This is a genomic window from Streptomyces misionensis (assembly GCF_007896895.1).
Lineage (GTDB): Bacteria > Actinomycetota > Actinomycetes > Streptomycetales > Streptomycetaceae > Streptomyces > Streptomyces misionensis_A.
This window is the reverse complement of sequence record NZ_VOGW01000069.1, coordinates 1-20,600: the sequence shown is the minus strand read 5'-3', so window position 1 is coordinate 20,600 and position 20,600 is coordinate 1. Positions and strand designations below refer to the sequence as shown.

General features: G+C 75.2%; 10 protein-coding genes and 2 pseudogenes. 9 read left to right on the top strand and 3 right to left on the bottom strand.

Annotation, left to right across the window (positions count from 1 at the left end; translation table 11 throughout):
• Positions 1-42 precede the first annotated feature (42 nt).
• From FRZ03_RS12485 to FRZ03_RS12450, 8 genes and pseudogenes are all read left to right on the top strand, one after another.
• On the top strand, positions 43-3,231 hold the full coding sequence (locus FRZ03_RS12485; RefSeq protein WP_146465212.1) for a non-ribosomal peptide synthetase: 3,189 nt from the start codon (positions 43-45) through the stop codon (positions 3,229-3,231).
• Complete coding sequence (locus tag FRZ03_RS12480; RefSeq protein WP_146465211.1) at positions 3,228-6,389, top strand: non-ribosomal peptide synthetase; 3,162 nt, start codon at positions 3,228-3,230, stop codon at positions 6,387-6,389. The genes FRZ03_RS12485 and FRZ03_RS12480 overlap by 4 nt, the downstream gene beginning before the upstream one ends.
• Before the next feature lie 25 nt (positions 6,390-6,414).
• The gene (locus FRZ03_RS12475; protein ID WP_146465210.1) at positions 6,415-9,372 is read left to right on the top strand and encodes a type I polyketide synthase; all 2,958 of its coding nucleotides are present in this window, start codon (positions 6,415-6,417) and stop codon (positions 9,370-9,372) included.
• The gene (locus FRZ03_RS12470) at positions 9,369-10,514 is read left to right on the top strand and encodes a MupA/Atu3671 family FMN-dependent luciferase-like monooxygenase (RefSeq protein ID WP_146465209.1); all 1,146 of its coding nucleotides are present in this window, start codon (positions 9,369-9,371) and stop codon (positions 10,512-10,514) included. The genes FRZ03_RS12475 and FRZ03_RS12470 overlap by 4 nt, the downstream gene beginning before the upstream one ends.
• 1 nt (position 10,515) lies before the next feature.
• Positions 10,516-13,545, top strand: coding sequence for a condensation domain-containing protein (locus FRZ03_RS12465; RefSeq protein ID WP_146465208.1), 3,030 nt, complete (start codon positions 10,516-10,518; stop codon positions 13,543-13,545).
• Positions 13,542-14,846: an MFS transporter gene (locus tag FRZ03_RS12460; RefSeq protein WP_146465207.1), complete on the top strand. Its 1,305-nt coding sequence runs from the start codon at positions 13,542-13,544 to the stop codon at positions 14,844-14,846. Before FRZ03_RS12465 ends, FRZ03_RS12460 begins: the two co-directional genes overlap by 4 nt.
• Positions 14,847-15,140: 294 nt before the next feature.
• Complete coding sequence (locus FRZ03_RS12455) at positions 15,141-17,588, top strand: peptidoglycan recognition protein family protein (RefSeq protein ID WP_146465206.1); 2,448 nt, start codon at positions 15,141-15,143, stop codon at positions 17,586-17,588.
• A gap of 97 nt (positions 17,589-17,685) precedes the next feature.
• A pseudogene (locus tag FRZ03_RS12450) lies at positions 17,686-17,950 on the top strand (IS5/IS1182 family transposase); the annotation flags it as partial.
• On the opposite strand, the pseudogene FRZ03_RS12445 reads toward FRZ03_RS12450, so the two are convergent.
• The 3 genes and pseudogenes from FRZ03_RS12445 to FRZ03_RS12435 form a co-directional block, all read right to left on the bottom strand.
• Positions 17,947-18,099 (bottom strand): annotated as a pseudogene (locus FRZ03_RS12445) (helix-turn-helix domain-containing protein); the annotation flags it as partial. The pseudogenes FRZ03_RS12450 and FRZ03_RS12445 sit on opposite strands and share 4 nt — an antisense overlap.
• A gap of 134 nt (positions 18,100-18,233) precedes the next feature.
• On the bottom strand, positions 18,234-19,130 hold the full coding sequence (locus tag FRZ03_RS12440) for an IS982 family transposase (protein WP_146464359.1): 897 nt from the start codon (positions 19,128-19,130) through the stop codon (positions 18,234-18,236).
• Positions 19,131-19,263: 133 nt separating this feature from the next.
• Positions 19,264-20,124 (bottom strand): alpha/beta fold hydrolase, encoded by an 861-nt coding sequence (locus FRZ03_RS12435; RefSeq protein WP_146465205.1) that lies wholly within the window; start codon positions 20,122-20,124, stop codon positions 19,264-19,266.
• Positions 20,125-20,229: 105 nt separating this feature from the next.
• Between FRZ03_RS12435 and FRZ03_RS12430 the strand changes: the two genes are divergently transcribed.
• Positions 20,230-20,600: winged helix-turn-helix transcriptional regulator (locus tag FRZ03_RS12430; RefSeq protein ID WP_146465204.1), on the top strand; the 371-nt coding region annotated here is incomplete at its 3' end.

Genomic DNA, 20,600 nt, shown 5'->3' with positions numbered 1-20,600 from the left:
CGTCCCGTCACCAGCACGACACGCACCGACTGGAGGCAAGCCGTGATCGACCGCAGTGGCGGGTTCGTGGGCCCGGGCCCGGACGACGGCGCACCCGACGGCGGTGACCCGGCGGTCGCCGCCCGCCCGGCCGGGGCCGACTGGCCGCTCGCGCCCAACCAGGTCGGCGTCCACCTCGCCGACGCCCTGGCCGAACGGCCGGGCCTGCACACGGTGGTCGCCGCCTACCGCCTCACCGGCACCTTCGACGGCGAACTGCTCGCGGAGCGCTTCCGCGCCCTGGTGCGCAGGCATCCGGCCCTGTCCTCGCGCCTCGTCGACGACGGCCCGGCCCTCGGCATGGCCCGGTCGGACGCCGTCCCTGAATGGCGCGAGGAGACCCTGCCGCCGGCCGCGGCGGACGACGACGGCGCGGCCCGGCGCCTGGCGGAGTGCCTGCGCCCGATCGACACCCGGCACGGACCGCTGATGCGCGGGGCGCTGCTGCGCCACCGGGACGGCGGTGCCGATCTGGTGCTGACCGCCAGCCACCTCGTCGTGGACGACCAGGCGATGGAGACGGCCGTCGCCGAGGTGCTCACGGGCGACACCACCCGGCCCCCGGGCGACTACCCGGGCTGGGCGACGGCCGCCGCCGGGGCCGCCCTGCGCGGGGCGGGCCGGGCGGCCGCCCGCCGCGCCGAGCTGTCCGCCCTCCCGCTCGGCACCGAACCGGCCTGGGGGTGCGGCGACGCCGACGCGGCCGACGCCGACGGCGGCCAGCTGCCGTTCACCGTCCCGGACGACGTCTGGCGGAAACTCGCCGGCACCGCCCGCGCCCTGGGCATCTCCCGCCACTCGGCGCTGACCGCCGCGGTGGGGCTGGTGCTCGCGCGCAACGGCGGCACGGACGCCTCGCTGGTCGGCAGCTTCGTCACCCGCCGGCCGGCCGCGCAGCGGCACACCATCGGCTACTTCAGCAACACCGTCCCCGTTCCGGTGCGCCTCGCGGAGGACGGCACCGTGGCCGGTTTCCTGCGCACCTGCCACCGCCAGTGCCTCGCCGCCTACCGGGACGCCGACCTGCCGCTCTTCGACGTGCTGCCCGCGGGCCACCAGTCCCCCGGCGCCGGTCCGCTGACCGCCGCGGTCGCCCCCCTGTGGACCCCGCCGCCCCTGCGCCTGCCGGGACTCACCGCGCGACCGCTCCCCCACCCCTTCGCGGGCGCCGCGAAGTTCCCGCTGCTCGTCTACATCGATCTGGCGGCCGAGGGCGCCGCGCGGGGGCTGCTCCAGTTCCGCCACCGGTGGTTCTCGGCCGGGCAGGCAGCCCTGTTCACCCGACAGCTCGTCGCCGTGCTCCGCGAGTTCGCCGAGCGGCCGGACGCGCGCCTGGTCTCGGTGAGTGTCCTCGACGAAGCGGACCGGCAGCGGGTCCTGGACGCCGGGCTCGGCGCCCGGCTCACCCCCGAGGACCTGTCCGTGCCCGCGCTGTTCACCCGGCGCGCCGGGCGGTCGCCCGACCGCATCGCCGTCAACGACGGGCGGAGCGCGCTGCGTTACGCCGAGGTCGACGAGCGTTCCGAAACGGTCGCCCGCGCGCTGGCGGAGGCCGGGGTGCGGGCCGGGGACCGGGTGGGCGTGCGCATGGAACGCTCCTGCGAGCTGATCGTCGCGCTGCTGGGCGTGCTGAAGACCGGAGCGGCGTATGTACCGCTGGACCCCTCCTATCCCGAGGCGCGGCTGGCCCTCGTGATCGGCGACGCGGACGTGCGGGTCGTGGTCGGTGACACGGACGCCCGTCCGGCGGACCTGCCGGAGCACATCGACTGGCTGCCGGTGCGCACCCGGCCACGCGACCCGGACCGGCCGCTGCCCGCCGTCGACCCGGATCTGCCCTGCTACGCCATCCACACCTCCGGGTCCACCGGCCGGCCCAAGGGCGTGCTGGTGACGCACCGCAACGTCACCTCGCTGCTCAACGCGACGCGCGAGGACTTCGGCCTCGGCCCGGACGACGTGTGGTCGCTCTTCCACTCGTTCGCCTTCGACTTCTCCGCCTGGGAGATCTGGGTGTGTCTGCTCACCGGCGGCCGGCTGGTGGTCGTGCCCCGGGCGGTCTCGCGCAACCCGGAGGAGTTCCACCAGTTACTGGAGGACGAGGAGGTGACCGTCCTCAGCCAGACACCGACCGCGTTCGGCCTGCTGCTCGCCACCGACCGGCTGACGCGGGGCAAGTTGTCGGTGCGGCTGGTGGTCTTCGGCGGCGAACCGCTGGACACGCGCACCCTGACGCCCTGGTTCGAACGCTATCCCGGGGTGCGCGTGGAGAACATGTACGGCATCACCGAGACGACCGTGCACAGCACCACGCACACGGTCACCGCCGAGGACACCCGTACCGGCAGCCGGGTGGTCGGCCGTCCGCTGCCCGGCTGGGAGATCTACGTCCTGGACCCGCACGGCCGTCCGGTGGCGCCCGGCGTCGCGGGAGAGCTGCACGTGGGCGGTGCGGGGGTGGCGCTCGGCTATCTCGACCGCCCCGAGCTGACGGCCGAACGCTTCACCACCGACCGCCACCCGCGGGTGCCGGGCGGACGGCTCTACCGCAGCGGCGACCAGGGCCGGCTGCTGCCCGGCGGCGTGCTGGAACACCTGGGACGGCTGGACGACCAGGTGAAGGTGCGCGGCTTCCGCATCGAACTCGGCGAGGTCCGCGACGCCCTGCTGCGGGACCCGTCGGTCACGTCCGCGGCGGTCGTCGTACACGGCGCGGGCACCGCCGAGGCCCGTCTGGACGCCTATGTGGTGCTCGCGGACGGCGGGTCCACCGACGGGCTGCTGCGGCGGGCGGCGGCGCGGCTGCCCGAGTACATGGTCCCGCAGTCGGTCACCGCGCTCACGGCCCTTCCGGTCACCGCCAACGGCAAGCTCGACAGGGCGCGGCTGCCCGCCCCGGAACCGGACGCGGACGCCCCGGCGGGCCCCGCCGGCTCCCCGGACGCGTCCGGTGACGTCCTCGACCGGGTCGTCGGGGTCTGGCGCGAGGTGCTGGACGTGCCCGTCACCCCGGACGACAACTTCTTCGATCTCGGCGGCACCTCCCTGCTCGCGCTGCGGCTCAAGACGGCGCTGCGCGGCGCCGGGCTGCCGGAACTGGCCCTGAAGGAGGTCATCCGCCACGCCACCCCGGCGGCCATGACGGAACTGCTGCGCGCGAGGACCGGCGCACGGCCGGGGGACGCCGGATGAGCCGCTCCGACACCCGCCCGGCCACCGCCGGACAACTGCGGTTCTTCCTGCTGGACCAGCAGGACGGCGGCGCCGCCCGCACCCTCGTCAAGCGGATCACCGCGGAAGGGGCGGCCGACCCCGAGCGGCTGCGGGAGGCGCTGCGCGCGGTGCTCACGGCCCACCCGGCGCTGCGCACCTCGCTGCACCTCGACCCCGAGGGGCTGCGCCGGCGGGTGCACGATGCCGACGCCGTGGACCTGGTGGTCCGGACGACCGCCGACCCGGACGCCCTGGTGGCGGCGGAGTCCGCCGCGCTGGCGGTGCCGTTCGAACACGGCGACGGCCCGTTGTGCCGGATCAGGGCGCTGGTCGGCCCGCGCCGCACGCACTGCCTGGTCGCCGTGCACCACGCGGTCTTCGACGACGACTCCACGGCCCTGCTGCTGACGGCGCTCACCGGCGCCTACGCCGAACCCGCCGCGGCCGCACCGGCCGCGGGCGCCCCGGACGACGATCCGGCGCCGCGGGCGGACGGGGAACGGCTGCGCGCCTTCTGGCGGCGGTACCTGGAGGGCTGCCCGCGGCGGACCGAACTGCCCTGGACGCGGCCCGCGGACGGGCATCGCAAGCGGACCGTCGTGCGGGACCTGCCGGCGGAACTGTGCGACCGGCTGCGGCACCGCGCGCGGACCACCGGTGCCAGCCCGTTCGCCCAGTTCCTCGGCGCGGTCGGCGCGGTGACGGCCTGGTACCTGGACCGGGACGACGTCGTCCTCGCGGTCCCGGTGAGCGGCCGGGGGGACGGCGGCGACCGGCGCATCGACTGTCTCCAGAACACCGTCCCGGTCCGCATGGACCTGGCCGGGGCGGACACCGCGACGGTGGCGGACCGGGCGGTGGACGCGCTGTTCGACGCGCTGGACCACGCCGAACTGCCCTTCGAGGAGATCCTGTCCGCGGTGCGCGCCGTACGCGAGCACGGCCGCAAGCCGCTCGCCCAGATCCTGTGCACCGAGACGGTCCCGGTGCCGGCGGTCGAGGCGGGCGGGCTGCGCTGGACGGTCGGCGAGACGGACACCGGGGAGGCGGAGTACGACTGCTGCCTGGCCCTGCGCCATCTGCCCGACGGCGGGATGCGACTGGAACTCGTGCACCGCGAGGGCGCGTTGCCGCCGGAGCGGGCCCGCAACACGGTGGACCACGTGGCCCGGCTCCTGGAGCGGCTCACCGAGGACCCGGCGCGTCCGCTCGCGTCCATCGACCTCCTCGGCGAGACGGAGGAGGCCGAACTGGCCGTCCTCACGGGCGCCCCGCTGGATGCCGACCCGCGGCCGGTGCACGAACTCGTCCTGCGGCACGCCCGTACGACCCCGCGGGCCCTCGCCGTCACCGACGGGGACCGGGAGCTCTCCTACGAGGCTCTGGAGCAGCGGTCGCGCGCGGTGGCCCGCGCGCTCACCGGGCGGGAGGTGCGGCCCGGTGACCGGGTGGGCATCTGCCTGCCGCGGGGCACGGACCTGGTGGTGGCCGTGCTCGCCGTCTGGCGGGCGGGCGCGGTGTACGTGCCGCTGGATCCGGAGTACCCGGCCGACCGGCTGCGGTTCATCGTGGCGGACACCGCCCCGGCCGTCGTGCTGGGCGACCGGGACCTGCCGGGGGCGCTGCGGGACACGCCCGGTGTCCTCCCCCTGGACATGGCCGACGCCGGGGCCGCCGTACCGGCGGACGGCGAGGAGGGCGGCGCGGCCCCGGCGGACCCGGCCGGGCGCGCGTACATCCTGCACACCTCCGGCTCGACCGGCCGGCCCAAGGGCGTCGTCGTGGGCCACTCCCGGCTGACCGCGCTCTTCGACGCCTGCGAACGGGCCCTGCCCGAAGCGCCGTTGACGGTCGCGGGCACCAGCCTGTCCTTCGACATCAGTGTCCTGGAACTGCTGTGGCCGCTCACCCGGGGCCGCACCGTCCTGGTGACCGGGCACCGGCGGGTGGCCGAGCAGGACGTGCCGGCCGGGGCCCTGTACCAGTGCACGCCCACCATCGCCCGGCTGCTGCTGGCCGACCCGGCGGGCCGCGCCCTGCTGGGCCGGCTGGGCGCCCTGCTGGTCGGCGGCGAGCCCCTCGCGCCGGACCTGGCGGACGAGTTGGCGGCGGCCGTCCCGGGACCGGTCGTCAACTGCTACGGCCCCACGGAGACCACCGTGTGGTCCACCACCTGGCGGGTCGTCCGGGGCGCCCCCGTCCGGATCGGGCTGCCGCTGCCGGGCGAGTCCTGCCATGTGCGGGACGCGCTGGGCCGGCGGCTGCCCCCGGGCTGCCCCGGCCGGCTGGTGATCGGGGGCCTGGGGGTCGCCGAGGGGTACTGGCGCCGCCCGGAGCTGACCGCCGAGCGGTTCGTGGCGCTCGGCGGGGGCCTGGGGCGCGGGTACGACACCGGCGACCTGGTCGTCCTCGACGGCCCGGAGGGGCTGCGGTTCCTCGGCCGCCGGGACGGACAGTGCAAGATCCTCGGCCAGCGGATCGAGGTGGAGGAGGTGGAGGCCACCCTGCGCGCGGGCGGCGTGCCCGAGGTCGCCGTGGCCCCGAACGCCGACTCCACCCACCTGGTGGCGTTCCTGCCGGACGGCGTACCGGCGGACGGCGTCACGGCGGACGGACCGACCGGCCCGGTGGCGGACGGACCGCTGCGGGAGCTGCGCGCCCACGCCGAGGCCTGGCTCCCCCCGGCCGCCGTCCCCGGCGCGTGGCTGCGCGTTACCGCGCTGCCGCAGCTGCCCAACGGCAAACTCGACCGCGACACGCTGGCGCGCTGGGCGGCCGACCGGCGGCCGGCCGCCCCCGCCGGGCCGCCCCCGGCGGACGGTTCGACCGCGGCGCGCCTGTGCCGGGTCTGGGAGACGGTCCTGGGCCGGCCCGTCGCCGACCACGACGCGACCTTCTTCGAACTCGGCGGGACCTCGCACGGGGTGCTGCGGGTGCTGGCGGCGCTGCGCGCCGACCATCCCCGGCTCACGGCGGCCGAGTTGTTCCGCCACACCACCGTGCGCGCCCTCGCGGCACACCTCGACGGTGCCGCCGCGGCCGACGGACCCGCGGCACGCGGCGCGGCCCGGGGCCGCGACCGCTCCCGCGCCCTGAGCGGCTGGCGCGCCGGCCGGCGGCCCTCATCGACCCTCTAGGTACCAGGAATCGAGGCGTACGCAGATGCACGCACCCGACAACGCGGTGGCGGTGATCGGAGTGGCCCTCCGAGTGCCCGGAGCCGCCGACCCGGACACCTTCTGGGCCAACGTGGTCCGCGGGCACGTGGCGCTGCCGGGGGCGCTGGCCGACGGCACCCTGGGCGTCGGCGGGATCGACCGGGTCGACCGGTTCGACGCGGAGCTGTTCGGCATGAGCCCGACCCAGGCCGCGGTGACCGACCCCCAGCAGCGCATCGTCACCGAGGTCGCCTGGCAGGCGCTGGAGGACGCGGGCGTCGACACCGAGCGCGACCCGGGACGGGTGGGGGTCTTCCTCGGCTGCGGTGACAGCGGCTACCGGCAGCGCCATGTGGACGCCGACCCCACGCTGGTCCGGGCCGCGGGCCGCCAGCAGATCTCGCTGGGCAACGACAAGGACTTCCTGGCGACGTCCCTCGCGTTCCGGCTGGGCCTCACCGGCCCGGCCCTCACCGTGCAGACCGCCTGCTCCACCTCGCTGGTCGCCGTCCACGTGGCCCTGCGCAGCCTGCTCACCTACGAGTGCGACCTCGCGATCGCGGGCGGGGTCACCGTCCAGTTGCCGCCGGGCGCGGGCTACACCTACCAGGAGGGCGACGTGCTCTCCCCCGACGGCCGCTGCCGGCCCTTCACCCGGGGCAGCCGGGGCACCGTGCCCGCGAGCGGGGCCGGGGTGGTGGTGCTGCGCCGGGCCGAGGAGGCCGGGCGCGGTGCCCGGGCGGTGCTGCTGGGCAGCGCGGTCAACAACGACGGCGCCGACCGGATGAGCCTCGTCGCGCCCAGCCCCCGGGGCCAGGCGGCGGTGCTGGAGGAGGCGCTGGCGGTGGCCGGCCGCAAACCGGCGGACATCGGCTTCATCGAGACGCACGGCACCGCGACGGAACTCGGCGACCAGGTCGAACTGGCGGCGCTGGCCCAGGCGTACGGCGACGCGGCGGAGCCGTGCGCGCTCGGCGCGGTGAAGGCGGGCATCGGGCACACGGACACCGCGGCGGGCGTGGTCGGCCTGATCAAGGCGGTGCTCGCCGTCCAGCACGGGGTGATCCCGCCGGTCCCCGCACAGCCCGGGGACGGGCCCGACGCGCCGCTGGGCGCGGACCGCTTCCATCTGCCGCGCGAGGCGATGCCCTGGCCCGGCGGGCGCACCCGGTACGCGGCGGTCAGCTCCTTCGGCCTGGGCGGCACCAACGCCCATGTCGTCCTCGCCGAACCCGCCGTCGCCGCCGCGCCGCCGGAGCCGGCCGCGGGCCCGCCCGGGCGCGGACCCGCGGTGCTCTCCGCCGCGAGCCCGCAGGCGCTGGAGCGCACCGCGGCCGGGCTCGCCGCGGCGGTGCGCGAGGGCACCCGGCCGGTGAACGACGTCCTCGGCACGCTCTGGCACGGCCGGCGGCGGCTGCCGTACCGCTGGGCCTGCCCGATCGAGGCGGCGGACGAGGCGTCGGCGCGCGCCGCGCTGGCGGACGCGCTGGAGTCGGCGTCGGCCCAGGCGAAGGCGGTGCCCGAACCGACCGTGGCCGTGCTGCTGCCGGGCCAGGGGGTGCCCCTGGCCGGCACCGGGCGCGGGCTGCTCGCGGCGGACGAGGAGTTCGCCCGGGAGTGGGCCGGCACCCGGGACCTCGTCCGCGCGTGCGGCGGGCCGGACCTGGAGGGCTGCTGGACCTGGCCGGACGCCGATCCGCGCTGGCTGCGCACCGATGTCGTCCAGCCGCTGCTGTTCAGCGTGGAGCTCGCCCTGCTGCACGCGCTGCGGCGGCACGGTGTCACCCCGTCGGTCCTCCTCGGCCACAGCGTCGGCGAACTGGTCGCCGCGACCTGGGCCGGCGTGTTCTCCGAGGCGGACGGGGCGCGCGCGGTGGTCGAACGCGGCCGGCTGATGAGCCGCGCGCCGGCCGGGGTGATGGCCGCCGTGCTGGCCGGTGAGGACACGGCGCGGGAGGTGGCGGCGGGGCTGCCGGTGGACGTCTGCGCGGTGAACGCGGCCGACACCGTGGTCCTCGGCGGGGCGGCGGAGCACCTGGCGGAGGTGGAGCGCCGCTGCGCCGCGAAGGGGGTGAAGGTGCGCCGGCTCGCCACCGCGCACGCCTTCCACTCCCGGTCCATGGCCGAGGCCGCCGAGGCGTTCACCGACGTGGTGGGCACCCTCGCCCTGCACGCGCCGCGCGAGCTGGTGCTGTCCAACGTCACCGGGGCACCGCTGGAAGCGGCGCAGGCCACCGACCCGGCCTACTGGGGCCGTCAGCTGCGCGCCACCGTCCGCTTCGCCGAGGGGGTGGAGGTGCTGCTGGACGCGGCGCCGCACGTGGTGCTGGAGGCCGGTCCGGGGCGGACGTTCGCCTCGCAGCTGCGGCGCGCGACCCGGGGGGCGGAGCACCGCCCGGTCGTCGCCGAACTGCTCGGCGACGGGCGGCGCGACGAGGCGACGGTGCACCTGGCCGCGCTCGGCGCCGCCTGGGCGGCGGGCTGCGCCACCGACGACCTCGTCGCCCCGCCGAGCGCCCCGGCGCGGCTGCCCGGCTACGCGTTCGCCGACACCCGCCACTGGCCGGCCGGCGGTCCGGACGGCGCGCCCGCGCCGGGTATACCCGAGACCGTCCCGGCCCGCGCCGGGCAGGAGGAGGCAGGCACCGACGCGGCGCCCGAAGGCACGGAGACGCGGTCGCTGCTGGCCGCCCTGTGGCAGGAGTCGTTCGGCGGTCCGGCGATCCGGCCGCAGGACAACTTCTTCGAGCTGGGCGGCACTTCGCTCCAGGCGGCGCAGCTGATCTCCGTCGTCAACGACCAGTTGCTGGTCGAGGTGCGCCTCCAGGACCTGTACGAGCACTCCACGTTCGGCGACTTCGCGGCGCGGGTGGAGGAGATGCTCGACGCGCGCGACGACGCCGAACTGCTGGCGCTGCTCGCCGAGATCGAGGGTCAGGGCGAAGGGGAGGGCCAGGCGTGAGCGGCATCGGCGAACGGCTCGGACAGCTGACCCCCGAGCAGCGCGCGGCACTGCGGCTGCGGCTGAAGGAACGCGCCCGGCAGGCACCGGCCGCCGACGGGCCGCCGGACGCGGCGGCGCGCATCCGGCTCAGCCTGTACTTCTTCCCGCAGGCCCGCGCGCTCGCGGCCCCCGACTACTACGCCATGATGCTGCGGGCCTGCGAGTTCGCCGACGAGCGGGGGTTCCACGCCGCGTGGTTCCCCGAGCGGCACTTCGTGGACTTCGGCGGCTCGCACCCCAACCCGTCCGTCCTCGCCGCCGCGGTGGCGGCCGTGACCCGGCGGCTGCGGCTGCGGGCCGGCAGCGTCGCCGCGCCGCTGCACCATCCGGTCCGCGTCGCCGAGGAGTGGGCGGTGGTGGACAACATCTCCGGCGGCCGGGTGGGCGTCTCCTTCGCGAGCGGCTGGCACCCGGACGACTTCGTGCTGGCCCGGGAGCCGTACGACGAGCGCAAGAAGACGCTGATGCGCACCGTCGAACAGGTGCGGCGGCTGTGGGCGGGCGAGGAGCTGGCCTTCCCCGGCACCGCGGGCACGACGGCGCGGGTGCTCACCCAGCCGCGCCCGGTGCAGCCCGAGCTGCCGGTGTGGATCACCGCGGCCGGGCACCCCGACACCTTCCGGGCCGCGGGCACGGCCGGGTACGGCGTGATGACCGCGCTGCTCGGCCAGACCCTGCCCCAGCTGCGGGAGAACGTGGCCCGCTACCGGGCCGCCTGGCGGGACGCCGGGCACGCCGGGCGCGGTGACGTCGTGGTGATGACCCACGCGCACGTCAGCGACGAGCCCGACCTGGAGGAGCGGCTGCGGCCCGCGCTGCACGACTACCTGTCCTCCTACCGGGCGCAGACCGGCGGCGGCGACGAACCCGTCCTGCTCGAGGCCGCCTTCCAGGACTACCTGGCAGGACCCTCGCTGCTGGGCACGCCGGCCAAGGCCGCCCGGGTGCTGGCCCGGCTCGCCGAGGCGGGCGCCGACGAGGTGGGCTGCCTCGTCGACTTCGGGCTGCCGGCCGCGGACGTGCTGGACGGCCTGCCCCGGCTGGCCGAGCTGCTGCCCACCGCCCGACCCACCACCGCCGACTGCGACAGGAGCCAGTGACGTGACCCGACCGCGTACCGTCGCCGACCGGCTGGCCCGGCTGACGCCCGAGCAGCGGGCGGCCCTCCAGCGCAGACTGCGGCACGGGGAGGAGGGCCCGGCCGCCGAGCCGGACCTCGTCCGGCGCCCCGGCGACCGCTCCGTCTTCCCGCTGGGCCTGGACCAGGAGCGCATCTGGATCCTCGACCAGCTCGATCCCGGCCGGCACACGTACAACATCAGCACCGGGCTGCGGTTCAAGGGCGCCTTCGACGAGGAGGCGTTCCGGGCGGCCGTCACCGCGCTGGTGCGCCGCCACGAGCTGCTGCGCTCCCGCGTGGAGGTCCGCGACGGCCTGCCGGTGCTGCGGGTGAGCGAGGAGTTCGCGACCCCGGTCGAGTTCTTCGACCTGCGGGACGAGCCGGAGGCCGTCGAGGAGACCGTGCGGGCGCTGGTGCGGCGGCCGTTCGACCTCGCCGCGGGCGGGCTGCTGCGGGTGGTCGTGGTGCGCGGCGCGGACGACGAGTACCAGGTGATCGAGACGATGCACCACTCGGTGACCGACCAGTGGTCGTTCGTACGCCTCAACCGCGAACTCCTGGAGCACTACCGGGCGATCCGCGAGAACCGCCCCGCGCGGGTTCCCGAACTCCCCGTGCAGTACGGGGACTTCGCCGTCTGGCAGCGGCAGTTCTTCACCGGTGGACGCCGCCGGGCGCACCGCGACTTCTGGCGCGCCCACCTGGAGGGCGTACCGGCGTATCTCCAACTGCCCTACGACGCGCCCCCGCAGGGCCGCGGACACGAGGGCAAGCACCACTACTTCCGGCTCGACGACTCTCTCAGCACCGCCTTCCTGGCCATGTGCCGCTCCTCGCGGCTGACCCTGTCCGACGCGCTGCTGGCCGTGTACGTGGGCCTGCTGCACGAGGAGACCGGGTCCCGGGACATCGTCGTCGGCCTGCCGAGCGCGACCCGCGGCCGGCCCGAGACCCACGACCTGATCGGCTTCCTGCTGACCAACGTCCCGCTGCGCGCCAGGCTGCCCGCCGACCCGACGCCCCGGCAGATCCTGCACGCGGTGCGGCAGGCCTCGGCAGCGGTCGCCGACCACCGTGAGGTGCCCTTCAGCGAGATCGTCGACGCGGTGTCGCCCGAACGGAGCCTGGACCGGTACCCCCTGTTGCAGACCATGCACCTCGTGCTGGACTTCGACGACACCGTGGTCCGGGTGCCCGACGCCGAGGTGCACGGCGTCGAGGTCGAGGACGGCGTGTCGCCCATGGACATCACGGTCGGCTGGTGGCGCGCGGGTGACCGGATGTACGGGCGATTCGAGTACCGCACGGAGCTGTTCACCGACGCCACCGTCGACCGGCTCGTGGGGCGTCTCCTGGAACTGGTGCGGGTCTTCGTGGAGCGGCCGGACGAACCCCTGCGCGCCCGTGTGGCGGCCCCCGCCCCCGGCCCGGCGCGGGCGGTCACCGCGGCGCCCTCGGCCCCCGCTTCGGTGGACCCCGGCGAGCTGCGCCGGATCGCGGAGGTCTGGCGGGAGGTGCTGGGCACCGAGCCGGGCCCGGACGACAACTTCTTCGAGTGCGGCGGTACGTCCCTGACGGCGATCCGGCTGGCCCACGCGCTGCGCCGGGCGGGGTTCGCCCTCACCGCCCGGCAGCTGTTCCGCGCCCCCACCATGCGCGGCCAACTGGCGTTGGTCCGGCCCGAGTCGGACACCTCCCAGGGCGGTACCGCGGCGGCGGAGGGCACGGTCAGTCCCGAGCAGGAGGACCTGCTGGAGGGGGGCCTGCCGCACCCGGAGCTGTGGGCGCACAGCCTGGTGCTCACCGCCGCCCGGCCGCTGGACCCCGAGTGGCTGGGAGTGGTCGTCAAACGGGTGGCGGCCGCCCATCCCGGCCTGTGCTCGGCGTTCCGGCGCACGGACACCGGCTGGCGCTGGGACGCCACGGACCGCCGGCTGTGGCGGGTCGAGGCGCCGGGCGCGGACCCGGCCCGGGTGGCGGCCGCCCACCGCGCCGCCTTCGACCTGCGCGAAGGGCCGCTGTTCGCGGCCTCCCTGATCCCCGGCGAGCCGGACCGGATCGTGCTGACCGCGCACCATCTGGTGGTGGACGGCCTGTCCTGGCAGATCCTGGTGGACGACCTCGACCGGGCCTACCACGGCACCCGGCCGGCCGCCGAGGCCCGGCACCCGTCGGTGTACGCGGCCGCCTGGCGCGAGCACGACGTGCGGGGGCAACGCGACTACTGGCGCGACCAGTTGGCGGGGGCCGCACCGCTCGGCTGCCGCACCGGCGGGCCGGACCGGCTCGGCGGCGAGACGGCGTACCGGGTGCGGGCGGCGATACCGCCGGGCGCGGGCGCCGCGGACCGGCCGGCCGAGGCGCTGACCGCGGTCGCCCGGGCCACCCGGCCCTGGTTCGGCGGGCGGGACGTCGTCCTCGAACTCATCGCGCCCGGGCGGGATTTGCCGCTCGCCGACGGCTGGGACCCGGCCCGTGCCGTGGGCTTCTACGCCACCAGCCACCCGCTCCGCCTCCCCTTCGCCGACGACCCCGGACGCCATCTGCGGCAGGTCGGCCGCGCCCTGGACGCCGTACCGGACGGTGGCAAGGGCTACCTGGCACTGCGCTGGTCCGCCGATCCCGAGGTGCGCCGCGAGGCCGCCGGCTGGGGACGGCCCGAGCTGTCCTTCAACTACCTGGGTACGCTGCTCGGGGGCGCCGGGCACGGGCCGTTGTTCACCGTCGGCGAGCAGATCGGGCCTTCGGGGAACGACGACGCCACGCGCTCCCACGCCGTCGCCGTCCTCTTCGAAACCGACGGCGAGGAAGCGGTGTTCACCTGGAAGTTCGACCCGGACGCCGTCGACGGGGCGGCCGTGCGGGCCGCGGCGGCCGACGCCGCCGAGGAGTTCACCCGGCTGACCCGGCAGCGCGGCGCCCAGCCGCCCTCGACGGCGGGCATGTCCCTGCACGAAGTGAACCGCATGCTCGCCGAACTGACCCGAGAGAAGAAGAGCCCCTCCGCATGACATCGACGACCACCCGTGACAGGCGCCCCCTCACCGCGCTGGTGACGGCGAACTACCTGTCCTGGATCGGCAACACCATGACCTTGGTCGCGGTGCCGCTCTACGTGCTCCAGATCTCCTCCAGCGCCACCGAGGCGGGCGCTGCGGGATTCGCCAACGCGCTGCCCATGATCGTGGCCGGCCTCGCCGGGGGCGTCATCGCCGACCGGGTCGGCCCGAAGCGCACCAGTGTGGTCGCCGACCTGGCCGCCGGGGCGTGCATGGCCGCGGTGCCCTTGCTGCACGGCACGGTCGGTCTCGCGCTGCCGGCGCTGATGGCGCTGCTGTTCCTGCGCACCCTCGCCGACGCGCCGGGCGCCGCGGCCCGGCTGGCGCTGCTGCCCCGGGTGACCGCCCGCGGGCAGGTGCGCTCGGAGACCGCCAACTCGCTGTTCGCCTCGGCCCAGCGGGTGGCGTTCGTGGTCGGCCCGCCGCTCGCGGCGCTGATGGCGGGCCTGACCGGCCCGACCGCCGTCCTCTACGTGGACGCGGGCACGTTCCTCGCGTCGGCCCTGCTGATCATGGCGGTGCCGGGCGGCGAGCCCGCCTCGCGGGCCCGGGAGGCGGAGCCGGGCGACGCGGCGGAGGCGGCAGGGGCCCGTCCGGGCCTGCTGCGGGAGGTCACCGAGGGCGCGCGCTACATCCTGCGTACCCCGGTGCTGGCGGCCATCATCAGCGTGGTGGTGTGCACCAACTTCCTGGACGACGCGCTGACCCCGGTGGTGCTGCCCGTCTACAGCCGCGAACTGCTGGGCGGCGAGCGGACGGTGGGGCTGCTGCTGGCGGCCAACGGCATCGGCGCGGTCGTCGGATCGTTCGCCTACGCCCCGGCGAGCCGCAGGCTGCTGGCCAACCGGTGGGCGACCTTCGTCGGCTGCTTCGCGTTGATCTGCGCCGCCCGGCTGGCCATGGTCGCCGAACCCGGACTGTGGCTCATGCTGGTGATCACCTTCGCCATCGGGCTGGCCAGCGGACCGGTCAACCCCCTCGTCACCGGCGTGGTGGAGCGCTCCACCCCGCCGGAGGCGCTGGGCCGGGTCTGGGGCGCGGTGATGGCCATGGCGTTCGCCGCCGCGCCGGTCGGCATCTTCGCCACCGGCTGGCTCGCGCAGAACATCGGACTGCGCCCCACCCTGGGGCTGTTCGGCGGCCTGTACGTGCTGCTCATCTGCTACGTGGTCAGAAACCGCCCGCTGCGCGGCCTCGCCGGTCCCGAGGAGACGCGGGCACCGGTCTCCGAGGACGCGGCGACGGCGGGCTGACACCGGGCCCGGGCCGGACGGCACGAAGCGGTCTCGCCCCGAGCGAGGCCCGCCGCCCGGCCGGGCCCGGGCCCGGGCGGTTCCGGGCCGCCGAACCGCCGACCCCGTGCGAAGTGACCTCGCGGTGTGGGCGATCGCCACCCCGCTGGGGGCCGCGTGCCTGCTCACCTCTACGATCCGCTGGACGTGCAGCATGTGCACGACAGCCGCTGTCGGCGGCCTGGCGAGAAGGTGGACATGAGAGTTGGAGCAGGCGGTGCTCGCGCGCCGCGGGGGAGACGGGCCCGGGCGTGGATGGCGACCGGGGTCGTGCTGGTGGGCGGAGCGGGAGCCGCGGTGGCCCTGCACGCCTCGTCGGGCGGCGGCGACACGGCCGGTGCCCGGCAGCCGCGTGTGGTGCACACCTCGGTGGATTCGCTCGGTCTGACGGGCGCCTCGGCCGACGAGCGTGAGCTCGGTGCCCGGTCGACGAAGCCGTTCCGGATGCTGGCGGTGAGCTGGAGCGACGCCCGCGCCAGGCTGGACGGCACGGTGCAGGTGCGGACCAGGTCCTCGGCGACGGGGCGTTGGAGCGCCTGGCAGAAGCTGGCGGCGGCGGACGCGCTGCCCGATCCGGCGGAGCAGGACCGAGCCGGGGTGCGCGGCGCCACGGCACCGCTGTGGACCGCGCCCTCCGACGGTGTGCAGGTGCGCGTGCGCGGCGGCCACGGTGCGCACGCCTTGCCGACGGGGCTGACCGTCGACCTCGTGGACCCTGACAGCGCCCACTCCGCCTCGCGGTCCCAGGACGGTGGCCAGGCTGCCGGCGCGGCCACGCCCGCGCTGGAACCGGCGGCTTTCAGCGTCGCCGACGACGCGACTCCCACGCAGACGCCCACCGACACGGCCTCCTCGGCGCCGGAGGACACTCCGACGGCCGCGGATTCGGCTCCGGCCTCGCCGTCCGACCCGGCGCCCGCCTCACCCGGCTCGGACACGCCGGAGCCGCCCTCCGGTTCCCCGACGACCGCGCCCGTCCCGTCCAGCCCTGATGCCTCGTCCGCGGCTCCCACCACGACCGCGCCCAGCACACCGCCGAGCACTCCCGGCTATCTGCCCTCGCTGTCCGAGGCCTATCCGTCCTGTCCGGGCGCCTCCTCGGCGCCGCAGACGGCGCCCAGCCCGATGCCTGCCGCGCCGCGCACCACGACGGTGCCGGCCCCGCCGATGGTCAGCCGCGCGGGCTGGGGCGCGGACGAGTGCGCCCGGGACGCCGGATACCCCGACTACGGCAGCACGGTGAAGGTGGTCTTCGTCCACCACACCGACACCACCAACGCCTACTCCTGCGCCGACTCCCCCGCCATCGTGCGCAGCCTCTACGCCCTGCACCTGCACCAGGGCTGGCGGGACATCGGCTACAACTTCCTGGTCGACAAGTGCGGCACGATCTTCGAGGGCCGCTTCGGCGGAGCCGCCCTGCCGGTGGTCGGCGCACAGACGTACGGCTTCAACACCGACTCGATGGGCATCGCCGCGATCGGCACGTACACCGACCTCAGCGGCGGTGACTCCGCGTCCAGCACGATTCCCGGGGCCGCCCCCACCCAGGCGATGCTGGGCTCCATAGCCCGTATCACCGCATGGAAACTGGGCATGTCCGGCATCAGCCCGACCGCGACCAGCACGCTCACCGAAGGGGCGAAGGACAGCTACGGCTTCACTTACGGGAAGGCCTACACCCTGAACGCGGTCTCAGGACACCGCAACGGATTCGCCACCGACTGCCCCGGCAACCAGCTCTACGCCAAGCTCGCCGACGTCCGCTCCTACGCGGCCGGCCCCGCCACCGGCCTCGCCGTCACCGGCGTCGACGGCCCCTACGGCACAGCCAAGGCAGGCACCGCCTACGTGACGGGCACCAAGGCGACGGTCCGCTGGACCACCAGCACGCCCGCCACGCTGCTGTCCGGGACCGAGGTCCTCGTCGACGGCACCCCCGCGGCGAAGGTGCCGGGCAGCGCTTCCTCCGCGGCCGTCACCCTGGCCGCCGGACGCCACACCGTCCAGGTACGCGCCACGCACATCACCAGCAAGGCGGCGACCTCCGCACCGGTGACGGTGATCGCCGACACCACCCGGCCCACCTATCCCACCGCCCCGTCCGTCGCACTGCGCACCGGCACCGTGAACACGGCAGGCATCCCGGTCACCGTCAGCTGGAAGGCGGCCGACGACAACGGCCTGCACGCGCAGGCCGCCACCTCGCCCACCGCCGCCACCCTGACGAGTTCGGCGACCGGCTGGTCCACCACGGCCAAGGCCGCCACCTCCACCCAGTTCGCCCTGAAGGCCACCGACCTGGCCGGCAACACGGCCACCGCCTCCGTCACGCGCACGGCGACCCTGGTCCAGGAGAGCGCGGCCAAGGCCACGGGCAGCTGGGCCAAACGGTCCGGCACCAGCTACCTGGGCGGCTACTCGACCAGCTCCTCAACCGCCGGGGCCACCCTGACGTGGACCTTCAAGGGGCGCTCCGTGTCCTGGATCGCCTCGCGCGCCTCCACCTCGGGCCAGGTCAAGGTCTACCTCGACGGCACCTACCAGAGCACGGTCGACCTGAAGTCCGCGACCACCCTGTACCGCCAGGCCATGTGGACGAAGAGCTGGAGCACTTCCGCCCAGCACACCGTGAAGATCGTGGTCGTCGGCACCTCCGGCCGACCCACCGTCACCACCGACGGCATCGCCGTCCTCGACTGATCCCGAGCCAGGCGTCGCCTTCCGGCCGAGCCAGGCCGGAAGGCGGCACGTCGATCCCCACCGCTGCACAGCGGTCAGGCCGCCCGCACGGGTGCCGACGGTCCATGAGCGGTTCGCCCGCTGGGAGTCGGCCGGTACCTGGGCCCGGTTGCCGGAACAGGTCCAGGTCCACGACGACTCGGTCGGGGCCGTGGAGTGGGCCGTGTCGGTCGACTCCACCGTCAGCCGGGCTCATCAGCACGCTGCCGGTGCCCGCAAAGGAGAGGGCGCGAAGGGGGGCGCGAACGGGGGACGAACTGGAGGATCCGGCACGTGCGGCGGCTCGCCAGGCGCTCGGCCGGTCCCGCGGCGGACTGACGAGCTGCCGGTAGCGGCCGGCCCAGCGGGCGGCGGTGGTGTGGCTGACCTGGAAGCGTTCCGCGGCCCGCCGTAGCGGCCAGCCGTCGTCCACGACACACCGAGCCAGACGCAGCCTCCCGGTCGGGGTCAGCGGGGCATTATGGTGGGACACGAGGGCCTCCTGGGCATCGGTGCAGACTTCGCAATCCACACCGAACCCAGAAGGCCCTCACCCGTTCAAGCACCCAGCCCGCGTGGCACCAACATCCCGGGACAGCACACCTAGACGAGTAGTTCCGATGTGGCTCAGTGGTCGTAGGCGGTCAGTGACCTGGTGATGGGTGCGCCGATGGTGCGGTTGTGCCAAATTGCGCAGGTCATCGCCAGGATCCGTTGGGCCACGCGGACGCCGACGCCTTCGATGGTGCGGCCGCCGTGCTGTTCGAGGTCGAGCTGGCCCTTGAGGGTGTCGTTGACCGACTCGATCAGCTGGCGCACGGTCTTGAGCAGGCCCTCTCCCGGGCGTGGAGTGCCGCGGTTGCGGTAGGAGGGCCGCAGCAGGCTGATGCCGCGGGCGGCGAGAAAGCGGTCCAGTTCGGCGGCGATGTAGCCCTTGTCGGCCAGGATGAGCAGGCCGGCCCGGTCGGTGGCCAGGTGCGGCTCGTTGTCGATCAGGGCGGCCAGCACCTGCCGTTCGTCGATCTTCGGGTCAGCGAGGGCCCAGGTGACGGGCAGGCCGGCTGGGGTGCACACCAGGTGCAGCTTCAGGCCCCAGTAGAAGCGGGAGTGAGAGCGGCAGTAGCCGTAGCCCGCCCAGCCGGCCAGGTCGGAACGTTTGACGGTCTCCCGCGAGCGGGCGCACTCCACGGGGGTGGAGTCCACGATCCACACCGGGTCAAGCCACAGGTCGGTGTCCGCAGCCAGGGACCGGATCACCTGTTTGACCAGCCCCAGGGCGGCCCGCAGGCGCTTGTTGTACGCCGGCCGCTGGGGCAGGTAGGGGAACATCGCGTGCAGGTGGGCGTGGGCGAAGCGCAGCCAGCGGGCCTCGCAGTGGAAGCCCAGCATGGCCTGGGCCACGGCCAGGGTGACCAGTTCGGCGTCGGTCAGCCGAGGCGGCCGGCCGCGTCGGCGCGGGGTCTTCAGACGGTCGTCGATGTGCACGTACAGGGCGGTCAAGAGGGTGTCTAACTCGGTCGTCACAACCCGATGTTGGGCACCCTCCCCACGTCCGTGAACCCCGCATTCGGAACTACTCGTCTAGGGCCTCGAAGACCCTGGGGAGGCAGGTCCCCGCGGGCGCTGCCCGCCTGTGAGCGCGGGCCGTCCGTGGCGGTCAGGAGGTGGTCGCCGTCGGCCCGCCCCGGCCGGCCTCCAGGAACGGGCGGAGCAGGGCGAGCAGCGCCTGCGGCCGGTGCAGCGGAATGATGTGGCCGCAGTCCTCGACGAGGTGCCCGGTGAGGTCGTCGGCGATCGGACGGAGCTGGCGCTCCAGCGCGGCGCCGACGGGATGCGCGCCCACCGCCATCGTCGGCACCGTCAGCCGCGCGGCTGCCACGGCTTGCTCGATCTGCGCCGCGCTTTGCGGCAGTGCCCGGTAGTAGGAGAACGCGCAGCGCAGTGCCTGGCGGCCGGTGTAGGCGCGGGTGAAGGCGTCCCGCAGCGGCGGGCGCACCCCGTCTCCGAGGGTGCCGGCGCGGAGGAACCAGTCGACGTAGTCGGCCTCCCGGCCTTCCAGGACCGTCTCGGCCAGGTCCGGAACGGCATGGAAGCCGAACCACCACGGAGGGCCGGCGGTGAGGAAGTCCTCGGCGCCGGGAAGCCTGCCCAGCAAGGACTCCATGACGACGAGCCGCCGCACCCGGTCGGGACGGCGCAGGGCGAGGAGGAAGGCCGGCGGGGTGCCGGCGTCGATGCCCACCACGGCGGCCGAGGACACCCCGAGCGCCGTGAGCAGGGCCGCGGCGTCGTCGGCCAGGGACTCCGCGTCGTACCCGGTCGCGGCTCGGCCGCTGGCGCCGAACCCCCGCAGGTCCGGCGCGATGACCTGGTACCGGTCGGACAGGTCCGCCATGACGTCCATCCACACTTCCCAGGTGTGGGGGAAGCCGTGCAGCAGCAGGACGGCCGGACCCGAGCCGGCCACGGCCACGTTCAGCTCGATGCCGTTGACGGATACGGAATGCAACTCGGGCAAGGAGAACTCCAGGTGCGGGCTGGTAACCAAAGGTGACAACCACACGTTAGGGAACTAACCTCGGCCCTCCAAGAAGGCACTTTTCGTTCAGGTGGTGAGTTGCAGGTGACCACGGCGAAGCCGGCCCCGCGCGGAGACCTGTTCGATCCCCGGTGCCCGACACGGCAGTTGCTCGACCGCATCGGCACCAAGTGGACCTCGATGACGGTCAAGGTGCTGGCCGAGGCGGCCCCGGGCGAGGTCCGCTTCGCCGAACTGCGGCGCCGCATGCCGGGCATCTCGCAGAAGATGCTCTCCGTCACCCTGCGCGGCCTCGTCCGCGACGGCCTGGTGTCGCGCCGCGTGGAACCCACCGTGCCGCCCGGCGTCCACTACCGGCTCACCGGTCTCGGCCTGTCCCTCGAAGGCCCGCTGTCCGCGCTGCGCACCTGGGCCGAGGCGCACGTGGCGGACATCGAGCGCAACAACCGGCTCGC

What these genes read in the sequence shown, in the direction of transcription:
- FRZ03_RS12455 (WP_146465206.1), top strand. Translation starts at nt 15,141, where the DNA reads ATGGCGACCGGGGTCGTGCTGGTGGGCGGAGCGGGAGCCGCGGTGGCC.
- FRZ03_RS12475 (WP_146465210.1), top strand. Translation starts at nt 6,415, where the DNA reads ATGCACGCACCCGACAACGCGGTGGCGGTGATCGGAGTGGCCCTCCGA.
- FRZ03_RS12460 (WP_146465207.1), top strand. Translation starts at nt 13,542, where the DNA reads ATGACATCGACGACCACCCGTGACAGGCGCCCCCTCACCGCGCTGGTG.
- FRZ03_RS12480 (WP_146465211.1), top strand. Translation starts at nt 3,228, where the DNA reads ATGAGCCGCTCCGACACCCGCCCGGCCACCGCCGGACAACTGCGGTTC.